This is a genomic window from Pseudomonas viridiflava (assembly GCF_001642795.1).
Taxonomy (GTDB): domain Bacteria; phylum Pseudomonadota; class Gammaproteobacteria; order Pseudomonadales; family Pseudomonadaceae; genus Aquipseudomonas; species Aquipseudomonas viridiflava.
Genome location: NZ_LKEH01000023.1, coordinates 54807 through 76752, shown reverse-complemented (window position 1 = coordinate 76752; position 21946 = coordinate 54807). Strand labels below are relative to the sequence as shown.

18 protein-coding genes and 1 pseudogene are annotated in these 21946 nt (G+C 59.7%); 11 read left to right on the top strand and 8 right to left on the bottom strand.

Annotation, left to right across the window (positions count from 1 at the left end; genetic code table 11):
• Positions 1 to 158: 158 nt before the first annotated feature.
• Positions 159 to 1385 carry an N-acetylmuramoyl-L-alanine amidase gene (locus tag AO065_RS09260; RefSeq protein WP_004881694.1) on the top strand — a complete coding sequence of 409 codons (1227 nt, stop codon included), beginning with the start codon at positions 159 to 161 and terminating at the stop codon, positions 1383 to 1385.
• Between the two features lie 6 nt (positions 1386 to 1391).
• On the opposite strand, the gene AO065_RS09255 is transcribed toward AO065_RS09260, so the two are convergent.
• Positions 1392 to 1781, bottom strand: a complete 390-nt coding sequence (locus AO065_RS09255) for a hypothetical protein (RefSeq protein WP_004881693.1) — start codon at positions 1779 to 1781, stop codon at positions 1392 to 1394.
• Positions 1782 to 1923: 142 nt separating this feature from the next.
• Between AO065_RS09255 and zigA the strand changes: the two genes are divergently transcribed.
• Together zigA and AO065_RS09245 are read left to right on the top strand one after the other, a co-directional pair.
• On the top strand, positions 1924 to 3132 hold the full coding sequence (zigA, locus tag AO065_RS09250; RefSeq protein ID WP_004881691.1) for a zinc metallochaperone GTPase ZigA: 1209 nt from the start codon (positions 1924 to 1926) through the stop codon (positions 3130 to 3132).
• Positions 3132 to 3782 (top strand): DUF1826 domain-containing protein, encoded by a 651-nt coding sequence (locus AO065_RS09245; protein ID WP_004881689.1) that lies wholly within the window; start codon positions 3132 to 3134, stop codon positions 3780 to 3782. Before zigA ends, AO065_RS09245 begins: the two co-directional genes overlap by 1 nt.
• A gap of 6 nt (positions 3783 to 3788) precedes the next feature.
• On the opposite strand, the gene AO065_RS09240 is transcribed toward AO065_RS09245, so the two are convergent.
• Positions 3789 to 4151 (bottom strand): hypothetical protein, encoded by a 363-nt coding sequence (locus tag AO065_RS09240; RefSeq protein ID WP_004881688.1) that lies wholly within the window; start codon positions 4149 to 4151, stop codon positions 3789 to 3791.
• Positions 4152 to 4212: 61 nt separating this feature from the next.
• Between AO065_RS09240 and AO065_RS09235 the strand changes: the two genes are divergently transcribed.
• Complete coding sequence (locus AO065_RS09235; protein WP_004881686.1) at positions 4213 to 5193, top strand: CobW family GTP-binding protein; 981 nt, start codon at positions 4213 to 4215, stop codon at positions 5191 to 5193.
• Positions 5194 to 5397: 204 nt separating this feature from the next.
• On the opposite strand, the gene AO065_RS09230 is transcribed toward AO065_RS09235, so the two are convergent.
• Positions 5398 to 5790, bottom strand: a complete 393-nt coding sequence (locus AO065_RS09230; RefSeq protein WP_004881684.1) for a DUF3301 domain-containing protein — start codon at positions 5788 to 5790, stop codon at positions 5398 to 5400.
• 114 nt (positions 5791 to 5904) lie between these two features.
• Between AO065_RS09230 and pdxY the strand changes: the two genes are divergently transcribed.
• Positions 5905 to 6771, top strand: a complete 867-nt coding sequence (gene pdxY, locus AO065_RS09225) for a pyridoxal kinase PdxY (protein WP_004881682.1) — start codon at positions 5905 to 5907, stop codon at positions 6769 to 6771.
• 47 nt (positions 6772 to 6818) lie between these two features.
• On the opposite strand, the gene AO065_RS09220 is transcribed toward pdxY, so the two are convergent.
• Positions 6819 to 7304, bottom strand: coding sequence for an acyl-CoA thioesterase (locus AO065_RS09220; protein ID WP_004881681.1), 486 nt, complete (start codon positions 7302 to 7304; stop codon positions 6819 to 6821).
• A 282-nt stretch (positions 7305 to 7586) separates the two neighbouring features.
• Here AO065_RS09220 and AO065_RS09215 point away from each other — a divergent pair.
• Positions 7587 to 9352: pseudogene (locus tag AO065_RS09215) on the top strand (cation:proton antiporter).
• Positions 9353 to 9392: 40 nt separating this feature from the next.
• Here AO065_RS09215 and AO065_RS09210 read toward each other — a convergent pair.
• The 3 genes from AO065_RS09210 to uvrD form a co-directional block, all read right to left on the bottom strand.
• Entirely contained in the window at positions 9393 to 9800 is a 408-nt protein-coding gene (locus AO065_RS09210) for an SMI1/KNR4 family protein (RefSeq protein WP_004881680.1), read from the bottom strand.
• Between the two features lie 130 nt (positions 9801 to 9930).
• Positions 9931 to 10773: a Tim44 domain-containing protein gene (locus AO065_RS09205; RefSeq protein ID WP_004881678.1), complete on the bottom strand. Its 843-nt coding sequence runs from the start codon at positions 10771 to 10773 to the stop codon at positions 9931 to 9933.
• Positions 10774 to 11146: 373 nt separating this feature from the next.
• Positions 11147 to 13330 (bottom strand): DNA helicase II, encoded by a 2184-nt coding sequence (uvrD, locus tag AO065_RS09200; protein WP_004881677.1) that lies wholly within the window; start codon positions 13328 to 13330, stop codon positions 11147 to 11149.
• Between the two features lie 288 nt (positions 13331 to 13618).
• Between uvrD and AO065_RS09195 the strand changes: the two genes are divergently transcribed.
• From AO065_RS09195 to AO065_RS09185, 3 genes are all read left to right on the top strand, one after another.
• On the top strand, positions 13619 to 16111 hold the full coding sequence (locus AO065_RS09195) for a putative bifunctional diguanylate cyclase/phosphodiesterase (protein ID WP_032650817.1): 2493 nt from the start codon (positions 13619 to 13621) through the stop codon (positions 16109 to 16111).
• A 183-nt stretch (positions 16112 to 16294) separates the two neighbouring features.
• Positions 16295 to 17161: a transcriptional regulator HexR gene (gene hexR, locus AO065_RS09190; RefSeq protein WP_004881672.1), complete on the top strand. Its 867-nt coding sequence runs from the start codon at positions 16295 to 16297 to the stop codon at positions 17159 to 17161.
• Positions 17162 to 17268: 107 nt separating this feature from the next.
• Positions 17269 to 17490: a PA3496 family putative envelope integrity protein gene (locus tag AO065_RS09185; RefSeq protein ID WP_043305374.1), complete on the top strand. Its 222-nt coding sequence runs from the start codon at positions 17269 to 17271 to the stop codon at positions 17488 to 17490.
• Here AO065_RS09185 and AO065_RS09180 read toward each other — a convergent pair.
• A complete protein-coding gene (locus AO065_RS09180) occupies positions 17444 to 18394 on the bottom strand; it encodes a LysR family transcriptional regulator (protein ID WP_004881669.1) in 951 nt (316 codons plus the stop codon). The genes AO065_RS09185 and AO065_RS09180 overlap by 47 nt on opposite strands.
• Before the next feature lie 180 nt (positions 18395 to 18574).
• Here AO065_RS09180 and AO065_RS09175 point away from each other — a divergent pair, with 180 nt between their 5' ends.
• Together AO065_RS09175 and oadA are read left to right on the top strand one after the other, a co-directional pair.
• Entirely contained in the window at positions 18575 to 19990 is a 1416-nt protein-coding gene (locus tag AO065_RS09175) for an acetyl-CoA carboxylase biotin carboxylase subunit (protein WP_004881667.1), read from the top strand.
• A gap of 11 nt (positions 19991 to 20001) precedes the next feature.
• Positions 20002 to 21810, top strand: a complete 1809-nt coding sequence (oadA, locus tag AO065_RS09170) for a sodium-extruding oxaloacetate decarboxylase subunit alpha (RefSeq protein WP_004881666.1) — start codon at positions 20002 to 20004, stop codon at positions 21808 to 21810.
• Positions 21811 to 21946: the final 136 nt, after the last annotated feature.

Here is a 21946-nt window from a genome sequence, read left to right as displayed (position 1 = left end):
AAAATGGACGATTTATTGTCGTTCAGCGAGAGTGTTCCATGACTAAATCTTCATGAAGTGCTTCATATGTCATTCGTAACTGCATGTTATATTGTTACTAATGTCATGGATGAAACCTTCGTGAGCCGGGATGCTCGTTTTTGCGCTTGAGACATCCCATGCACAGACGCCAAATGCTGCTCAATATGCTCCTGGCCGGTGCGGCCCTGACCTTGCCGTTGGGTGCTTATGCCACGCAAATCCGTAACGCACGCCTGTGGCGGACCAACGACAAGCTGCGTTTGGTTCTGGATCTCAGCGGACCTGTGCAATACAAGACCTTTACGCTCACTGCCCCGGATCGTCTGATTATCGACGTCAGCGGCTCGCGCCTGACCGGTGACTTCAGCCAGCTGGCGCTGGACAGGACCGTCATCACGTCCATTCGCTCCGGCCATTACGGCTCGGGCGATGACACGCGCATCGTGCTCGACCTGACGGCTCCGGTGCAGTTGAAAAGCTTTCTGCTCGGCCCGCAGGGTGATCAGGGCCATCGTCTTGTGCTGGACATGAGTTCCACAGTACGTGCGCCTGTGCAAATGGCCGAGCTGCCGCCACCGGTGCCGGTGAAGGAGCCCGCCAAGGCACGTACCGGTGGGCGCGACATCATGGTCGTGGTCGATGCGGGTCATGGCGGCAAGGATCCGGGCGCGGTGGGTTCTCGCGGTGAACGTGAGAAAGACGTCGTGCTGTCCATCGCCCAGTTGCTGGCCAAGCGTCTCAAACGCGAGAAAGGCTTCGACGTGCGCCTGGTACGTAACGATGACTTCTTCGTACCGCTGCGCAAGCGTGTCGAGTTCGCGCACAAGTCCAACGCCGACATGTTCATCTCGGTGCATGCCGATGCCGCGCCGCGCCTGACAGCGTCCGGTGCGTCGGTGTTTGCGTTGTCCGAAGGCGGCGCTACCTCTGCTACAGCGCGTTTCATGGCTCAGCGCGAGAATGGCGCGGACCTGCTGGGCGCAAGCTCGCTGCTCAACCTGAAAGACAAGGACCCGATGCTGGCCGGGGTGATTCTCGACATGTCGATGAACGCGACCATCGCCGCCAGCATGCAATTGGGTCATACCATTCTGGGCAGTCTGGAAGGCATCACCACACTGCATCAGAAGCGCGTGGAACAGGCCGGTTTTGCAGTACTCAAGTCGCCGGACGTGCCTTCGATTCTGGTCGAGACGGGCTTCATCTCCAATACGCGTGACAGCCAGCGTCTGGTCACGGCGCGTCATCAGCAAGCGGTCGCCGACGGGTTGTTCGAAGGTCTGCAACGCTACTTCCAGCGCAACCCACCCATGGATTCGCATATGGCCTGGGTGCAGGCGCAGAAGAAGGAACAGCAGGCCTGATCAGCGTTATCTGCAGCCGTTCAGGCGGCTGCAGGTGATCTTGCTGCGCGTACCGTCCGAGCTTGAAACCCGAGTGATCGTCGTCCAGCCCACGCGCTGGATAGTGCCGATCCAGGCCTCGCCATCTGAAGCCAATCCCGTAAAGAACGTCAGCTGGTCGTAGCGACTATTGGTCTGCACCCAGCGGCGTTTATCCAGCACTTCATAGCCTCTCAACCAGGTTGTCTGCCCGGCTGTGGTGACGCTGTAGTGATTGCCTTGCGCATCACTGCACGCCAGCACGGTAGCGCTGCGCGTGCACAGCGCAAGATCGGCGGCAGGCCGTGCACCGGCAGCCATTGCCTGTGTGCAGGCCAGAGCCAGTAATGCGATCAATCCTGCCGAGAGCTGTTTCATGACGAACCCTTGAATGAGCGGTGTAGCTATTTTGTATTGTTATACTATAACATTCGAAGATGATTAGAGCTGGCTGCCAGATGGATCAGTTGCAGCCAGTACGAACAAGGCTGAAGCCTTGCAGACTGGTTGGAGAGTCCTGATGTCGAACCGCTTACCCGTTACTGTGCTGTCCGGATTCCTCGGCGCTGGCAAGAGCACCTTACTTAATTACGTGCTGCGCAATCGTGAAAACCTGCGTGTGGCGGTCATCGTCAATGACATGAGCGAGATCAACATCGACGGCGGCGAAGTCCAGCGCGACGTCAGTCTGAACCGCGCCGAAGAAAAGCTCATCGAGATGAGCAACGGCTGCATCTGCTGCACCTTGCGCGAAGACCTGCTCGAAGAGGTCAGCCGCCTCGCTCAGGACGGGCGCTTCGATTATCTGCTGATCGAGTCCACCGGTATTTCCGAGCCGCTGCCCATCGCAGAAACCTTCACTTTTCGTGATGAAGCAGGCAAGAGCCTGACCGATCTGGCGCGTCTCGACACCATGGTAACGGTGGTCGACGGGGTTAATTTCCTGCTCGATTACGAAGCTGCCGACGGTCTGGACACGCGTGGTGAAACCCTGGGTGAAGACGATGACCGTTCGATTACCGACCTGCTGATCGAGCAGATCGAATTCGCCGATGTGATCCTGCTCAGCAAGATCGACCTGATCAGCTCCAGCGAGCGCGAAGAGCTGATGGCCATCCTGAAAAGCCTCAACGCCGACGCCGAGATCATTCCGATGGTGATGGGCGAGGTACCGCTGGCGAAGATTCTCGACACTGGCCGTTTTGATTTCGAGCGTGCCTCTCAGGCACCGGGCTGGCTCAAGGAACTGCGTGGCGAACACCTTCCGGAAACCGAGGAATACGGCATCGCGTCCACGGCCTACCGGGCACGCCGCCCGTTTCACCCGGAGCGATTCTTCGACTTCATCAACCGACCCTGGACCAACGGCAAGCTGCTGCGCTCCAAGGGTTTTTTCTGGCTGGCCAGCAAGTACAAGGACGCTGGCAGCTGGTCTCAGGCAGGTGGATTGATGAGACACGGGTTTGCGGGCCGCTGGTGGCGTTTCGTCGCGCGTGAGAGCTGGCCTGAAGATCAGGAGAATGTTGCGTCCATTATGGACAACTGGTCATCGGAGACAGGCGATTGCCGCCAGGAACTGGTGTTCATTGGCCAGAACATCGATTTTGACCAACTGACCGCTGAACTGGACGGCTGCCTCCTGACCGATGAAGAGATGGCAGCAGGTTCCGAGCGCTGGCGCACCCTGCGTGATCCTTTCGGTCCCTGGCACGAAGAGGTGGCTGCCTGATGCACGCTCATTTTCTGAAGTATCAACCGACGATTCGGCAGGCGTGCGGGATTACGCCTGACGTATTGGGTGAAGTATTGGAAGACGGCGTCAACCTCGCCGTCTGGCAGCGTCGGTTACCGGCGCACATCGAAGACTTCGGCGCATTGCTCTTGTCGATGGGACAGCCGCTGTCCGAGTCATTGACCCTGGACGTGAAGGGCGGTGATCTGGAGCCGGATCTGCGCACACTGGCGTCAGGCTACGCCGACCTGCAGGGGTATGACGGTTTCATCGCCGACGTCTCTTGGCTGGTCAGTGCCTACGCCTGCCTGCTGGGTGCCGACTGCGTGGGGCTGCGGTTGCGGGTGCTCGACAAGGCAATGTGCCCGCGCTTTCATGTCGACCACGTGCCTGTGCGTCTGATCACCACGTATGCCGGATGTGGCAGTCAGTGGCTCAAGGAAGGTGATATTGATCGCAAGCAACTGGGTCGGGCGGAAGCCGAGCCGCTGGATGTCAGTGTCATCCAGCAGATCAATACTGCAGACGTGGCGCTGCTCAAGGGCGAGCGCTGGCGTGGAAACGAGGGTGCAGGTCTGGTGCATCGCTCGCCGGCACTTGAAGGCAACGAACGCAGGCTGATCCTCACGCTGGACTGGCTGGCCTAGCGTTGTTTACGGCGTGATCCACTGACCCTTGCTCTGGCCTTCGCAGAAAGGCTTGAGGTACAAGGCGTCACTGGCCACACCGTAATAATGGATATGCTCGCGATAAGGCATGTTGGCGACCTGCGCATGACGGCACACGCCGAACGCGCCGGTCGGGCATTCCTGCGAGTAGGCGACCTCGGTTTTCTGACCCGCCAGTTGCGGCTGGCAGAAGCTGTCGTGGAACAGGTTTGCCGGGATGTTGATATTCTCCTGACATACCTTTACATCAAGCCGCTCGGCCTGACTGTGTACCAGACACGCCTGCGCCCAGGTTTCACCTGAAGACAGTGCCAGCAGCATCAGTGCCAGCCCGGCAGACCGCTTCATGGCTTGCAGGGTTACCTTTCCTTGCTCTTCAATCACGAACGCACTCGTAGAAATCATTGTCATGCTGCAGAACATTCCGACTCACGTCATCGGTGGCCCGCTAGGTGCCGGCAAGACCAGCCTGATCAGACAGTTGCTGGCCCAGAAGCCCTCCAGCGAGCGTTGGGCGGTGTTGATCAACGAATTCGGGCAGATTGGACTGGACGCCGCACTGTTGACCACGGCCGAGGATGGTATCGCACTTGGCGAAGTGGCTGGCGGCTGCCTGTGCTGTGTCAACGGCGTGCCTTTCCAGATCGGGCTGGGTCGCCTGTTGCGCAAGGCCAGGCCTGATCGCCTGCTGATCGAGCCGTCCGGACTGGGGCATCCTGCGCAACTCATGGCGCAGTTACGCGAGGCACCTTGGCTCGGCGTGCTTGATGTGCAGCCCAGTGTGATGGTGCTGGATGCGGCGGCGATGCGCGACGGGCAGCCATTGGCAGCGACCCAGCAGGAAGCGTTGGCCATGGCGGGTTTGCTGGTGATGAACAAATCCGAACAGTTGGAAGAGGCCTCCTGTCAGGCGCTGGCTGATCAGCTTGTGGGGCATTCTTTGTTGTGGACGCGCTTTGGCGAACTGCCCCTTGATCGGTTGCCCGGTTATCGACCATCCACGCCTGTGGATAAAAGTGCTGTGGATAACCTGAACGTACCTCGCAGTATCGGCCAGTTACCCGCCGTCTGGCCCGATCCCCGCGTGCCACTCTGCCTGAGCCATGAAGGCGGCGGCGGATGGAGTATCGGCTGGCGCTGGCACCCGTCGCAGCAATTCGATCTTCAGCGCGTGCTGCTCTGGCTTGAAAGCCTGAACTGGCAGCGCGCGAAAATGGTTATCCACAGCGTTGGCGGCTGGTATTCAGGCAATGTTGCGCAAGGTGGACGGCTGGCCTGGCAACTCAGCGAATGGCGACAGGACTCGCGTCTGGAGCTGATCTTCTCGACACCTCAGGATGCTGAAATGTTGCAGACGCAGATGATGGGGTGCCTATTGGCAGCCACATGACGGGGAAGTGTCTGTGGCATGGCGCGGTCTTACAGCTGGCAGGAAACTGTGGGAGGCGGCTTGCCGACTCAGATGCAGTCAACGCGGTATGTCAGGAAAGCCGCGTCATCGTTCATCGCCGGCAAGCCGCCTCCCACGGTCCGGTGTTTGCTGCGCGATAGCGCCAAGTCGACAACGTGGTGGTGCCTCCCACAAAAACAGCGCCTACTGCTTCCACTTTTGATGCGACTGACGCCACTCACTCATCTGGATGATTTCGGCGCTGGGCGGTGGCGTCTTGATTTCGAACGGGTAGGGCGCCAGTTCGATCTGGGCAGTGTGTGCACCGAACATGGTGATGGTGCCAGGGTGGCGCTGTTCACCGGTGACGGTGAATTCGAAGCCATAGACCCTGGCGAGCCGCTTGTGGCCTTGGGCATCGCGTGCAAAGGTGAGGCGGCGCAGAGCCACGTTGCCGTCCAGCAACTCGAGCTCGAGGCGGGCGCAGTGCTGTTTGACGCGTTCCAGCGCTTTCTCGCGCAGACCATGGGCGTGCCACCACCAGGCCGCAGCGCTTGCGAACAGCATCAGCACGAAAATGTTTCCCAGGGTCAGCATGACGGAGTGCTCCAGCAAAGGAGCCACCAGCTTAACTGTCCTGAGTGATTTACAGCCATACTGTGCGACTTATATTTCTCATTACTGCATTTGCATCGTGTTCAGGATATTCCCATGAAACGTACACCCCACTTGCTCGCTATCCAGTCCCATGTGGTCTTCGGCCACGCAGGCAATAGTGCGGCGGTGTTTCCGATGCAACGTATCGGTGTCAATGTCTGGCCGCTCAACACGGTTCAGTTCTCCAACCACACGCAGTACAAGCAGTGGACCGGCGAAGTGCTGGCCCCGCAGCAGATTCCGGCCCTGATCGACGGCATTGCCGCCATCGGCGAACTGGGCAACTGCGATGCCGTGCTTTCCGGCTATCTGGGCAGCGCCGCGCAAGGAAGGGCAATCCTGACGGGCGTTGCACGTATCAAGGCGGCCAATCCCAAGGCACTGTATCTGTGTGATCCGGTGATGGGTCATCCCGAGAAGGGGTGCATCGTCCCGGCGGAAGTCAGTGACTTTCTGCTGGAAGAAGCCGCCGCCATGGCCGACTTCCTGTGCCCCAACCAGTTGGAGCTGGACAGTTTCTCGGGGCGCAAGCCCGAGTCGCTGCTCGATTGCCTGGGGATGGCCAAGGCGCTGCTGGCACGTGGCCCGAAAGCTGTGGTGGTCAAGCACCTGGATTACCCCGGCAAGGCGGCCGACGGCTTTGAAATGCTGCTGGTGACCGCTGATGCCAGTTGGCATCTGCGTCGGCCGTTACTGGCGTTTCCGCGCCAGCCGGTGGGTGTCGGCGACCTGACCTCGGGCCTGTTTCTGTCGCGCATCCTGTTGGGCGATGATCTGGTGGCAGCGTTCGAATTCACTGCATCCGCCGTGCACGAAGTACTGCTGGAAACCCAGGCGTGCGGCAGTTACGAACTTGAGTTGGTCCGTGCCCAGGACCGTATCGCTCATCCGCGGGTACGTTTCGAAGCGGTCAGGCTGTAACAGCCGGAAAGGACTGCAGCTCGGGCATCCTTGCCTGAGCCTGTTCGTTACAGCGCTTCTTCCTTGATTTCCTGGTAACGCTTTTCCAGTTCCTGACGGAGCTGGCGGCGTTGCTGCGCCTGGATATAACGGCGCTTGGCGTCAGGGCTTTCCGGTTCCAATGGCGGTACGCTGGCCGGTTTGCGGTTATCGTCCACGGCCACCATGGTGAAGAAGCAGCTGTTGGAGTGGCGTACCGAGCGCTCGCGGATATTTTCCGTCACCACTTTGATGCCGACCTCCATCGAGGTATTGCCGGTGTAGTTCACCGACGCCAGGAAGGTCACCAGTTCGCCGACATGCACCGGCTCACGGAAGATCACCTGGTCCACGGACAGCGTGACCACATAGCGACCGGCATAGCGGCTTGCGCACGCGTAAGCCACTTCATCCAGATACTTGAGTAACGTACCGCCGTGCACGTTGCCAGAGAAGTTGGCCATGTCCGGGGTCATCAATACAGTCATCGACAGCTGGGCGTTTCCGGGTTCCATAGCGTACTCACACGGTCAAGGTGGTCAAAGACGCCTATGCTGGCGCTCAAGGTGTAGTTATCGGGACGCTGGCCATTCACTGCCCGTCACGCGTCATTCCATCTGTTTCCATATATTGCACCGGCTTTTTGTCGAGGAGTGCAGTGTTAACCTTCAAAAACCCGTGGATCGGGTTTTTTCCTACGTTTGCGTCAGATTTGGATGACGAAATTTCGGCAGGTGGCGCGGCAAGCGCGTCCAGTACCGGTCAAGGAACTCATCACCCAAAGGAGCCACACCCCAATGCATGCCATCAATTTCATTCAGGACCTGGCAGTGATCATGCTGGTGGCAGGCGTGGTGACCATTCTATTCCACCGTCTGCGACAGCCCGTGGTGCTGGGCTATATCGTTGCGGGCTTCATCATCGGGCCGCACACACCGCCTTCAGCCTGATCCACGATGAAGACACCATCAAGACCCTCGCCGAGCTGGGGGTGATCTTCCTGATGTTCTGCCTGGGCCTTGAGTTCAGTTTGCGCAAGCTGTTCAAGGTCGGTGCCACGGCGTTCATTGCAGCCTTCCTCGAAATCGCCCTGATGATCTGGATCGGGTACGAGATCGGCCAGTTCTTCGGCTGGAAAACCATGGACTCGCTGTTCCTGGGCGCGATTCTGGCGATCTCCTCGACCACCATCATCGTCAAGGCGCTCAACGACCTGAAGATGAAGAACGAGCGCTTCGCTCAGTTGATTTTCGGGGTGCTGATCGTCGAAGACATCCTCGGCATTGGCATCATTGCGTTGTTGTCCGGCATTGCGGTCAGCGGATCGGTCAGCTCCGGCGAGGTGTTCTCGACCGTCGGCAAGCTGTCATTGTTCATGATCGTCGCGCTGGTGATCGGCATTCTGCTGGTGCCGCGCGTGCTGGCCTACGTGGCCAGATTCGAAAGCAACGAAATGCTGCTGGTGACAGTGCTGGGTCTGTGTTTCGGTTTCTGCCTGCTGGTCGTCAAGCTTGAATACAGCATGGTGCTGGGCGCTTTCCTGATCGGCGCGATCATGGCTGAATCCAGGGAGCTGATAAAAATCGAGCGCCTGATCGAGCCCATCCGGGACATGTTCAGTGCGATTTTCTTCGTGGCGATCGGCCTGATGATCGACCCGAAAATTCTGCTCGATTACGCCTGGCCCATCGCCGTGATTACCGTTGCGGTGGTGCTGGGCAAGATGCTGTCCTGTGGGCTGGGCGCGTTTCTCGCCGGTAACGATGGCCGGACCTCGCTGCGGGTAGGCATGGGGCTGTCACAGATTGGCGAATTCTCCTTCATCATCGCTGCACTGGGGATGACGCTGCAGGTGACCAGCGACTTCCTCTATCCAGTAGCGGTCGCCGTGTCGGCGATCACGACCCTGCTGACGCCATACCTGATTCGGGGTGCCGATCCACTGTCGAACAAGCTCGCCAGTATGGTGCCCGGGCGCGTTGCGCGAGTGTTCAACATGTACGGTGAGTGGCTGCGCAGTATTCAGCCACAGGGAGAAGGCGCGGTGCTGGCGCAGATAATCCGTCGCATCCTGCTGCAGGTCGGCGTGAATCTGGCGCTGGTGATGGCGATCTTCTTCAGCGGTGGGTATTTCGCCGAGCGCATTGGCGGCTACATGAGCGAATGGGTCGGGGATGTCAGCTATCAGAAGGCGTTGATCTGCGGTGCTGCGCTACTGCTGTCGTTGCCGTTCCTGATTGCGGCATATCGCAAGCTTAAGGCGCTGTCGATGCTGCTCGCAGAGATGGGCGTCAAACCGGAGATGGCGGGGCGTCACACCGTGCGGGTGCGCAAGGTCCTGTCCGAAGTCATTCCACTGCTTTCGCTGGGGTTGATTTTCGTCATGCTGGCTGCACTGTCAGCCAGTATTCTGCCGGCCAACGAGCTGTTGCTGGTCATCACGCTGGTGGCGGCACTCGTCGCTGCGCTGCTGTGGCGCTGGTTCATCCGCGTGCATACGCGCATGCAACTGGCGCTGATAGAGACATTGGGTAACAACAATCCTGAGTCATCCGGGCATTGAGCCCGGTGACACACGTTTGGCAGGCAGGGCTCGACGGATATCAGCTTTCCAGCCAGACGTCCCGCGCCCAGTGCCAGACCGATTCCCAGCTTTCTTCGGTGACCAGTTCTTCTTCGGCGGACCACAACAGCACAGTGCCGTCTTCTTCGACGCAGTAGTAGTCGTCGCCGTCCTGGCAGATCGGAATCAGCTCGCGCGGTACACCATCATCCCAGGCTGTTGCGGCCACATCCGGCAGGTAGGTGTGCGACTGCGGGTCAGTGACCGTGACGGGCTCGAGGCTGCCGTACACCACGTCGCTGACCGTCAGGAGAAACTCCTTGAAGACGAACGGGATGTTGATGAACAGCTGTTCCTCGATTTCGACCAACAGGTCTTCATCGGGCAGTTCGAGCGGAACCGGAACCGGTTCGTTTGCTTCACGCAGTTGTTCGATGACTTCTTCCACGACACGGATCCTCTTACTTGATGGCGCGGGTTATACAGTAGCGTAAAGCCTTTCTCAAAATAACTATCCGAACGGATAAACAAAAACCCCGGACATGTCCGGGGTTCTGAACGCAATAACGGAATCTGGTTCAACCGTTCTGGCGAATTCCCGCGACCAGCCATGGCTGGTTGTCGCCTTGCGCACGTTCCATGTTCCAGCTTTCGCTGAACACTTCGCCCTGATCAAAGCGCGATGTTTTGGAAACGCCCGAGAAGGTCAGGGTCGCAATCGTCTTGTCGGCACGATCATCCACACCGTCCAGCTGGACGTTGAGATTATCGATGTAAGTCGACTGGAAACCATCGCCCAGGTCCGCACGTTCCTTTTTCAGGAACTGGAGCATTTGCGGGGTAACGAACTCGGCGATCTTGTCCATCTCGTTTGCGTCCCAGTGCTGCTGCAGCGACTGGAAGTGGCTGCGAGCGGCTTCAAGGAAGCGTTCCTCGTTGAACCAGGCAGGCGCGTTGATCACCGGCGCTGCGGAAGCGGCCGGGCTGCTGCCGAAGATCGGATTCTGCGCAGGCTGGCTGGCTTCACGCTGATAAGGCGCACCGGCACTGGCCATTTTCGGCTGTTGCTGCTGACGTCTGCGCGCAATGAAGCGGAAGATCAGGAAGGCGAGGAGGCCCACGATCAGAATGTCGAACAGTTGCAGGCCCTGGAAGCCGTCGCCCATGAACATGGCTGCGAGCAGGCCACCGGCGGCGATACCGGCCAATGGACCGAGCCAGCGGGATGCGCCGCTGGCAGCAGGGGTCGGGCGACCGGCAGCGTTAGGGGCTGCGGCAGGCGTGGAAGGCGCAGTCTGGCGCGCCTGATGGGTCGGTGCCGAGCCCATGCTCTTGCCACCACCGAAACGCGCGGCGTTCACATCCAGGCTCAGAGTGAGCCCGATGCACAGTGCCATCGCGAAGCTAAGAAAACGTTGCATATGGGTATTCCCGTTTTGTGATTGCACGCGCGTCATGTTGCACAGCACATGGCTGCATGACCAGCACGTTAATGTTTCGGACTTTTACACAAACAGCGTAAGACATTTCTTGACGGCTTGTGGGATTGGTCGTCTGCGCGTTCAGTTATACGCGCGTAGAGCTGAATGAAAGCACAACCCGGATTGACGATGACTACGCCCATGATTCAAGTGGGCGTGTCGTCGCGAAGTCTCGTATCGCGTTCCAGAGCGGACGCGGAGCGCCGATCTCCAGCACACCGATCGTGCCCATGCTCCGCGTGGGCATGCAGCCCGTGACGCTCTGCGTCATCTTCAAGGGCGAACGCAGAGCTCCGGGGACAATCAGATCCGATTACAACGCCACCAGCTTCGCGTAGCCCATCATCAGCCACTTGCTGCCTTCGGCGAAGTTGACCTGCACGCGGGCCTGGGCGCCAGCGCCTTCGAAGTTGAGAATCACGCCTTCGCCGAATACGGCATGCTGCACGCGTTGGCCCAGGGTGAACTCGGTTTCCGGGATGCCGGTACCGGTAAACAGGCTGCTGTTGTTGACCTTTTGCGTGCCGCCGAACGGTCGGCTGACGCTGTTGGAAAGGCGCACTTCCTGAATCAGCGCGGGCGGGATTTCGCGTACGAAACGCGAGACCTTGTTGTAGGTCTCGCTGCCGTACAGGCGACGCGTCTCGGCGTAGGTCATGACCAGCTGCTGCATGGCGCGGGTAATGCCGACGTAAGCCAGACGGCGTTCCTCTTCAAGACGGCCGGGCTCTTCCAGGCTCATCTTGTGCGGAAACAAGCCTTCTTCCATGCCCACCAGGAACACGTGCGGAAACTCCAGACCCTTGGCGCTGTGCAGCGTCATCAGCTGGATGCTTTCTTCGTGCTCCTGGGCCTGGGTGTCACCTGCTTCCAGCGACGCATGCCCGAGGAAGGCCGCCAGCGGGGTCAGGTCTTCTTCACTTTCGGTGTTCTCGAAAGCGCGTGCGGCGCTGACCAGTTCCTCAAGGTTTTCTACCCGGGCCTGGCCTTTCTCGCCTTTTTCCTGCTCGTGGTAGGTGATCAGCCCGGACTGCTCGATGACGGTCTGGGTCATCAGGTGCAGCGGCATGTCCATGACCTTGGCCGACAGGTTCTCGATCAGCTCGATGAACCCGCCCAGCGCAGTCGCCGCACGGCCGGTCAGGCCTTTGTTGGCGACCAGCAGGCGCATCGCCTCCCACATCGACACGTCGGCATGACGGGCATGTTCACGAATCGCTTCAACGGTCTTTTCACCGATGCCACGCGCTGGAACGTTGATGACCCGTTCAAGCGCCGCGTCGTTGCCACGGCCTTCCAGCAGCCGCAGGTACGCCATGGCGTTCTTGATCTCGGCGCGTTCGAAGAATCGCTGGCCGCCGTAGATGCGATATGGAATGCGTTCGCGCAGCAGGGCTTCTTCCAGCACCCGCGACTGGGCGTTGGAGCGGTACAGAATGGCGATGTCGTTACGCGAGATACCGGTCTTGAGCACGCTCTCGATGGTCTCGACCACATAACGCGCTTCATCGTGTTCGTTGAAGGCGGCATACAGGCTGATCAGCTCGCCGTCGCCGACATCGGTCCACAGCTCTTTGCCCAGGCGACCGCTGTTGTTGACGATCAAGCCGTTGGCCGCTTTGAGGATGCTCGCCGTGGAGCGGTAGTTTTGCTCCAGACGAATGACCTCAGTGTCCGGGAAGTCGGAGGAATACTGGTGAATGTTCTCGATCTTCGCGCCGCGCCAGCCGTAGATGGACTGATCGTCGTCGCCGACCACCATCAGGCTGTCGCCACCCTGAGCCAACAGACGCAACCAGGCGTACTGCACGGCGTTGGTGTCCTGGAATTCGTCCACCAGCACGTGGCGGAAGCGGCGCTGATAGTGCGCCAGCAGACCGGGGTTGTCGCGCCACAGGTCGAGCGCGCGCAGCAGCAGTTCGGAGAAGTCGATCACGCCGGCACGTTGGCAGGCCGCCTCATAGGCTTCATAGATGCTGCGCATGGTGGTCAGGAACAGGTCGCCGCTGGCCTGAATGTGCTGCGGACGCAGCCCTTCGTCTTTCTGGCCATTGATGAACCACTGCGCCTGACGGACAGGCCAGCGTTGCTCGTCCAGACCCAGCTCGCGGATCACGCGTTTGACCAGACGTTGCTGGTCGTCGCTGTCCAGAATCTGGAAGGTCTGCACCAGCCCGGCTTCCTGCCAGTGCGCCCGCAACAGGCGGTGCGCCAGGCCGTGGAACGTGCCGACCCACATGCCTGCCGGGCTGATGCCCATCAGTTGCTCGATGCGATGGCGCATCTCGGCGGCTGCCTTGTTGGTGAACGTCACCGACAGCACCGAGTGCGGGGAGGCTTGCTCGACCTGCATCAGCCAGGCGATGCGATGCACCAGCACACGGGTTTTGCCGGAGCCAGCACCGGCCAGGACCAACTGACGACCCAGGGAGGCGGCTACGGCCTGACGCTGGGCATCGTTGAGGGAATTAAGAAGAAGAGAGAGATCATCGCGCATCGGCGCATTCTAGGGTGCTGCGTCATGGTGGGCAAACCATGCTTTGCGTGGGGCAATAAAAAATCGCTGGCGCTGACGACCGGTCGGTCAGTGCAGCGAGCGTTGCGCGCCGTGCCTTGAGCGAGGGCAGATCACTCAGCGCAGTGGCATATTGATATTTTTGTTTGGTCCGGCAGTTTGGTCTGCTCAAGGCCTTGTGTATGCTCCGCACACGCTCAGGGCCAAGACCCCTTTTGAACGCTCCTGATCGGGCGCATGCGGGGTCTGATCAACGACAAGAACGACGCCATGACATACCGCTTCAGCGCGGGCGAGGTCCTCGAAAACACTCGCCGCGACCTCTACCGGCAGTTCGCCGCGCCTCTGGCGCTCGAACGCACGCGTCTTCTTTATCAAGGCTCACTGCTGCCGACGCTGTTCATGTTTCTGAACGGTCTTGTCTGTGCCTGGCTGCTCTGGGGCGCCGAACGCTATCTGCTGGTGTGGATCTGGCTGGGCTGGCTGTCTGCACTCGTCTGCCTGCGGGTCATCCAGGTCGCCGCGTTCGAGGCGGCGCCCAGAGAGCGTCAGGCACAACCGGTCTGGCGCAGGATGTTTCTCATGGGTGCCTGTGTCAGTGGCCTGACCCTGGCCGCTGCGGCAGTGGTGCTGGTCCCTGTGGAAAATTTTCAGCAGCAGGCCTGGGTGTTCGGCCTGATCGGCGCTGCGACCTTGTCCGCCAGCGTTGCCTACGCCGTCAGCATTTCCGCGTTTCTGGTGTTCAGCCTGTCATGCCTGTTACCTCCGATTCTGTATCTGTTCTGGGGCGGGGATGTGCCCTTTCGTGGCTGGGGCTGGCTCGGACTCATCCTGCTGTTTGCCCTGAGCGTTGTGGCGTGGCAGGTCAATCGTCTGCTGGAGCGCAGTCTGCTCAGACGCTTCCAGAATCAGGCCCTGATCGAGCACCTGCAGCAGGCGCAGGCGACCAGTGATGCGCTCAATACCGAACTGGCTCACGAAATCGATCAGCGCCGCGAAGCCGAGCGCGGTCTGAGGGAGGCGCAGATCGGGCTGGAGGATCGCGTGGCCCAGCGCACGTTTGAACTGGAGGAAGCCAATCAGGCGTTGAGCAAGAGCCCGCCGCGTCTGGCGGCCACCGTGTTCGACGCCGCCAGTGAAGGCATCGTGATCTTCGATCCGGACTACTGCATCCTCACGGTGAATCAGGCTTTCAGTCGGGTCAGTGGCTATCTGCCGGAAGACGTGATCGGACGCCGAGTGACCGACATTGCCAGCAGCCGCGATGCGCGCCGTCACTTTCAGGCCATTCATCAGTCTCTGGAACAGACCGGGCAATGGCAGGGCGAGCTGGTTGAAGCACGCAAGAACGGCGAGCTGTATCCGCAATGGCTGCAGTTGAACGTTGTGCTCGATAAGGCAGGGAAACTAAGCCACATTGTCGGCTTCTTCTCCGATCTTTCATCGCGCCGTGCGGCAGAGGAGCGCATGCGCTATCTGGCGCATTTCGATGAGCTGACCGGGCTGGCCAACCGTTCGCTGTTCAACGAACGGCTGCGTGAGGCCCGCGAGCGTGTCCGGTCGGGAGGCAGAAGTCTGGCGTTGCTGCATATCAATCTCGACCGCTTCAAGCTGCTCAACGAAAGCCTGGGTCATGAAATCGCTGACCAATTGCTCAGGCACATTGCTCGTCGCTTGAGCAACGCCATGCCGGAAGCCGACACCATCGCAAGGCTCTCCGGCGACGAATTCGCCGTACTGTTTGACGGTTACTCGAACCTTTCCAGTCTGGCCCGTGTAACCAGTCGCCTGCTGGGCAAGTTGCGTGTACCGCTGTCGGTGGCAGGTCACGAACTGGTGATCAGCGCTTCGGTGGGCATCAGCCTGTTGTCGGATTCGGCCCGCGAGGTCCCTGCACTGGTGAGTCAGGCGAACATGGCGATGCAGCATGCCAAGCACCTGGGCGGCAATAACTTCCAGTTTTTCACCCAGAGCCTGCAGGCCAGCACGCTCGAGCACCTGCAGCTTGAAATTCAACTGCGCAGGGCCATCGAAGAGCAGCAACTCCAAGTCTTCTATCAGCCCAAGCTGTGCCTCAGGACGGGGCGTCTGGATTCTGCCGAAGCGTTGGTGCGCTGGCACCACCCTCAGCGCGGCATGGTTGCACCGGGTGAGTTCATCGGGCTTGCCGAGGAAACGGGGCTGATCAGCGCCATTGGTGAGTTCGTGCTGCGCAAGGCCTGTTGGCAGGCGTGTGAGTGGCAGCGGCAGGGCATGGCGCCGATCAGGGTGTCGGTCAACCTGTCAGTGCACCAGTTGCGTCAGGGCAAACTGGTGAGTCTGGTTCGTCAGGTGCTCGAAGAAACCGGGCTGGCACCGCAGTGGCTGGAACTGGAGCTGACCGAAAGCCAGCTGCTCGACAGCGTCGAACACATCATTACGACCTTTCAGCAGTTGCGTGACCTGGGCGTGAAACTGGCCATCGACGATTTCGGCACCGGCTACTCTTCATTGAGCTACCTGCGACGGTTTCCGGTGGACTACGTGAAGATCGATCGTGCATTCATCAGCGGGTTGGGCGATGGCACCGAAGACGCCGCCATCATTCAGGCGATTATCTCCATGGCTCACAGTCTGGGATTGAAGGTGGTTGCCGAAGGCGTGGAAAACCAGAGCCAGCTGGAATTTCTCAGGAGCCATGGCTGTGACGAAGTGCAGGGCTATCTGATCAGTCGCCCGATCGAAGCGACCGCGATGGCCGGAATTCTGCTTCAATCATTTTGAGCCGACAGTCATATGCAGGTAAGTTTTGCGGATGTAGGATTATTCCCACATATTTTTATGATTTGCCCTTCTAAATGCTGCGTCAGACGTTTCACGTTCGTTTAACTGGGCGTCTCGCAGGTCATGTAGTATAACTACAAGAAAGCTACAACCCGCCCACCGCTTCATTATCGAGTCTGCCTTTTGAATCTGCTGCAACACATCGCCCAGTCACGTCATCTGCTGCGCAAATCGGAGCTCAAGGTAGCCGACCACGTGCTGCTCGACCCTGCGGCTGTGATGCACAGTTCCATGGCTGATCTTGCCCATAGCGTGGGCATCAGCGAGCCCACCATCGTGCGCTTCTGTCGTGCCATCGGTTGCACCGGGTTTCAGGACCTCAAGCTCAAACTGGCCCAGAGCCTCGCCGCAGGTGCCAGCTTCGGGCAGTTCGCGATTCACGAAGACGATTCGGTCGCTGACTACAGCCTGAAAATTTTCGACACCACCCTGCATACCCTGATGGAAGTGCGCGAGAATCTCGACCCCCATGCGCTGCAACTGGCAGTCACTGCCATGGCGGGTGCCAATCGTGTCGAGTTCTATGGCTTTGGTGCATCCGGCGCCGTAGCCGCCGATGCGCAGCACAAGTTCTTCCGTCTGCTGTTGACGGCGGCGGCGTATTCCGACCCGCACATGCAGGCCATGTCGGCGGCGACGCTCAAGCCGACAGACGTTGCAGTGTGCATCTCTCAGTCGGGCCGCTCCAAGGACCTGCTGATCACGGCGAACATGGTGCGTGAAAGCGGTGCGACCCTGATTACCCTGTGCCCGAGTCAGACACCGCTGGCCGAGCTGTCGTCGGTCAACCTGGCGATCGATGTTCACGAAGACACCGAGATCTATACGCCGCTGACCTCGCGCATCGCGCATCTGGTGGTGATCGATGTGTTGGCGATGGGCGTTGCCATGGCGCGTGGTCCGAGCCTTGTCAATCACCTCAAGAGCGTGAAGCGCAGCTTGCGCAGCCTGCGTCTGTCGCCCAAGTCGATCAAGCCACACGAAGACTGAAGCCGTTGAGGCGGTGAGAATTCATCGTTCTGTCATCTTCGCGCCGCCTGACTGTCACCCGTACGCTACATTCTGGTGCTCCCTCGAAACGTATTGGGAGACAGGACATGGCTCGGCACTACGACGATTTACCCAACAGCACCGTGAAAACCCGCCGTCAGCAGGAAGATCAGCGTCGCATGGAATTTCGTCGCGCTATCGAGAGCTACTGTGAGGCGCGCCAGCTCAATCAGGACCTGTCCGATTATCTGGATGGCGTGACCGGTCCCGTCTGGCAGACCCTCACGCCGTCCGAGGACGGCCGTCGAAACGTTCGACAAGCTGGCTGATCTGCGCACGTTCACTGCGAATGAATGCCAGAAAGGCGTGGGCTACCGGAGACAGGCGTTTGTCTCTGCCCTGAACCACGCACCAGCTTCGATACAGCGGCAACTCCGCCACGGGCAGCTCCACGAGCGCGCCGGTGGCGAGTTCCTGACACACGGCATGGCGTGTCAGCATGGCCAGTCCCAGTCCGGCCACCACGCATTCGCGCTGGGCCTCGCTTGAAGACACTTCCGACGTTTGCGTGAAATGCACACGCTTCTCCTTGAAATACTCCTCGCAGGCCCGACGTGTGCCCGATCCAGACTCGCGGGTCAGCAGCGGCCAGGGTTCCAGGTCCCGCAGGCTCAGTGACGCGTGGCTGCACAGTGGATGATCCGGCGGCGCCACGGCAACGATGGGGTTATTGAGGAACGGCAGAAACTCCAGGCCCATGTCCTGCGGCACCATTGACATGATCACCAGATCATCACGGTTGTCCGAGAGTCTTCTGATCACCAGCGCCCGGTTCACCACGGTCAGGTTGAGACTGACTTCCGGGTACTGGCGTTTGAAGGCGGCAAACAGGTGCGGGACGAAATACTTGCAGCTGGACTCGATGGCCAGCTTCAGCTGACCTTGCAGCGAACCCTGCATGTCCGAGAGCTGCATATCCAGGTTTTCCAGGCGCCCGAAAATATCCTTGCTGGCGGCCTGCAGTGCTTCAGCTGCTTCGGTGAGGTAAAGCTTCTTGCCGACGTACTCGAACAGCGGCTGGCCGACCAGTTCTTCAAGCTGACGAATCTGCAGGCTGACTGCAGGCTGAGTCAGCGCCATTTCCTCGGCTGCGCGGCTGTAGGAGCGCAGGTCGCACACCTCATTGAAAATACGCAGCTGACGCAATGTCATACGCATCAATGACTTACGCATTCTTATAGATTCCTGTGACCGGTCAAGATGATGACTATAAGCTTTTGCTTATGGCTGACCCAATTTTTACTCATTTTTATTAATTCTCGATCAGGCATAGGGTGTCCCTGCGGCATTCAGTCACATGCTTCGTTACAAAAAGCAGCCAGGACGTTGGTCCTTAAGGTCGAGGAAACGCCAGTGATAACAAAAATACTGATTGCCAACCGGGGAGAGATTGCCGTCCGTATCGTGCGCGCCTGTGCCGAGATGGGCATTCGCTCCGTGGCGATCTTTTCCGACGCCGATCGCCATGCCCTGCATGTCAAACGCGCCGACGAAGCCTATAGCATTGGCGCCGAACCGCTTGCGGGTTATCTCAATCCGCGCAAGCTGGTCAATCTCGCTGTGGAAACCGGTTGTGATGCATTGCATCCCGGTTATGGTTTTCTCTCGGAAAACGCCGAACTGGCAGACATCTGCGTCGAACGCGGGATCAAATTCATCGGTCCTTCCGCTGAGGTCATCCGCCGTATGGGTGACAAGACCGAAGCGCGCCGCAGCATGATCAAGGCCGGTGTGCCGGTGACGCCGGGCACCGAAGGCAACGTGGCCGACATCCATGAGGCGCTGATCGAAGGGGATCGCATCGGTTACCCGGTGATGCTCAAGGCGACTTCCGGTGGCGGTGGGCGGGGTATCCGGCGCTGCAACAGCCGTGAAGAACTGGAGCAGGCCTTTCCCCGAGTCATCTCGGAGGCGACCAAGGCCTTCGGTTCGGCCGAGGTATTCCTGGAAAAATGCATCGTCAATCCCAAGCACATCGAAGCGCAGATTCTGGGTGACAGCTTTGGCAACGTCGTGCATCTGTTCGAGCGCGACTGCTCGATTCAGCGCCGCAACCAGAAACTGATCGAAATCGCGCCGAGCCCGCAACTGACGCCGGAACAGCGCGCTTACATTGGCGATCTGTCGGTGCGCGCGGCCAAGGCGGTGGGCTACGAGAACGCCGGCACCGTGGAGTTTCTGCTCGCCGATGGCGAGGTGTACTTCATGGAGATGAACACCCGCGTTCAGGTGGAACACACCATCACCGAGGAAATCACCGGGATCGATATTGTTCGCGAGCAGATTCGCATCGCGTCCGGCCAGCCGTTGTCGGTGAAGCAGGAAGACATCATCCATCGCGGCTTCGCGTTGCAGTTCCGCATCAATGCCGAAGACCCGAAAAACAACTTCCTGCCCAGCTTCGGCAAGATCACCCGCTACTACGCGCCCGGCGGTCCTGGTGTGCGCACCGACACGGCGATCTACACCGGCTACACCATTCCGCCGTTCTACGACTCGATGTGCCTGAAGCTGATCGTCTGGGCGCTGACCTGGGAAGAGGCAATGGACCGCGGCCTGCGTGCCCTGGACGACATGCGCCTGCAAGGGGTGAAAACCACGGCGGCCTATTACCAGGAAATCCTGCGTAACCCGGAATTTCGCAGCGGTGAGTTCAACACCAGCTTTGTCGAAAGCCACCCTGAACTGACCAACTACTCGATCAAGCGCAAACCCGAAGAGCTGGCTCTGGCCATCGCTGCCGCCATTGCCGCCCACGCAGGCCTGTAAGGAATACACCCATGTCCAAGAAGATCTTCGTTACCGACACCATCCTGCGTGATGCTCACCAATCGTTGCTGGCCACACGCATGCGCACCGAAGACATGCTGCCGATCTGCGACAAGCTCGACAAGGTCGGCTATTGGTCGCTGGAAGTCTGGGGCGGCGCGACCTTCGATGCCTGCGTGCGCTTTCTGAAGGAAGACCCGTGGGAGCGCCTGCGTCAGCTGCGTGCGGCGCTGCCCAATACCCGCCTGCAAATGCTGCTGCGCGGCCAGAACCTGCTGGGCTATCGCCATTACAGTGATGACGTTGTCAGGGCCTTCGTCGCCAAGGCGGCCGTCAATGGCATCGACGTGTTCCGCATTTTCGATGCCATGAACGATGTGCGTAACCTGCGCGTGGCCATCGAGGCGGTGAAGGCGGCGGGCAAGCATGCGCAAGGCACCATCGCTTACACCACCAGCCCGGTTCACACCATTGATGCGTTCGTGGCGCAGGCCCGGCAGATGGAAGCCATGGGCTGCGATTCGGTCGCCATCAAGGACATGGCCGGTCTGCTGACGCCTTTCGCCACCGGCGAGCTGGTCCGTGCGCTGAAAGCCGAACAGTCGCTGCCGGTGTTCATTCACTCCCATGACACAGCCGGTCTGGCTGCCATGTGTCAGCTCAAGGCGGTCGAAAACGGCGCTGATCACATCGACACCGCGATCTCCAGCTTCGCCTGGGGCACCAGTCATCCGGGTACTGAATCCATGGTCGCGGCGCTCAAGGGCAGCGAGTTCGACACCGGGCTGGATCTGGAACTGCTGCAGGACATCGGTCTGTACTTCTACGCCGTGCGCAAGAAGTACCACCAGTTCGAAAGCGAATTTACCGCTGTCGATACCCGCGTGCAGGTCAATCAGGTGCCGGGCGGGATGATTTCCAACCTGGCCAACCAGCTCAAGGAGCAGGGCGCGCTCAACCGCATGAACGAAGTGCTGGCCGAAATACCGCGGGTGCGCAAGGACCTGGGCTATCCGCCGCTGGTCACGCCGACCTCGCAGATTGTCGGTACCCAGGCGTTCTTCAACGTGCTCGCTGGCGAACGCTACAAGACCATCACCAATGAAGTGAAGCTTTACCTGCAGGGTGGCTACGGCAAGGCGCCGGGTCAGGTGGACGAGAAGCTGCGCCGTCAGGCCATCGGCAACGAAGAGTTGATCGATGTGCGCCCGGCCGACTTGCTCAAGCCGGAGATGACCAAGCTGCGGGCTGACATCGGCGCGCTGGCCAAATCCGAGGAGGACGTGCTGACCTTTGCCATGTTCCCGGACATTGGCCGCAAGTTTCTCGAAGAACGTGCGGCCGGAACGCTGACGCCTGAGGTGCTGCTGCCGATCCCTGAAGCGGGCAGCGTTGCCCGTGCAGGCGGCGAGGGCGTGCCGACCGAGTTCGTGATCGACGTGCACGGCGAGACTTACCGTGTGGACATTACTGGCGTGGGCGTCAAGGCCGAGGGCAAGCGTCACTTCTACCTGTCGATTGACGGCATGCCGGAAGAGGTGGTGTTCGAACCGCTCAACGAATTCGTCAGTGGCGGCGCCAGCAAACGTAAACAGGCACATGCGCCGGGCGACGTCAGCACCACCATGCCGGGCAACATCGTAGACGTGCTGGTCAAGGAAGGCGACATGGTCAAGGTCGGCCAGGCCGTACTGATCACCGAAGCCATGAAGATGGAAACCGAAGTTCAGGCTTCCATCGCCGGCAAGGTCGTGGCCATCCACGTTGCCAAGGGCGACCGCGTTAATCCGGGCGAAGTCCTGATCGAAATCGAAGGCTGATAGGGCAGAGAGCCGATCCGACAGCTGAACCGTTTACCTCTGGGGGAGCCTTCGTGGCTCCCTTTTTTTATTCGTACAGCCGGGATGCATGCCCACTTCAGAGCGATGGGCACGATCGGTCTGCGGGAAATCCACG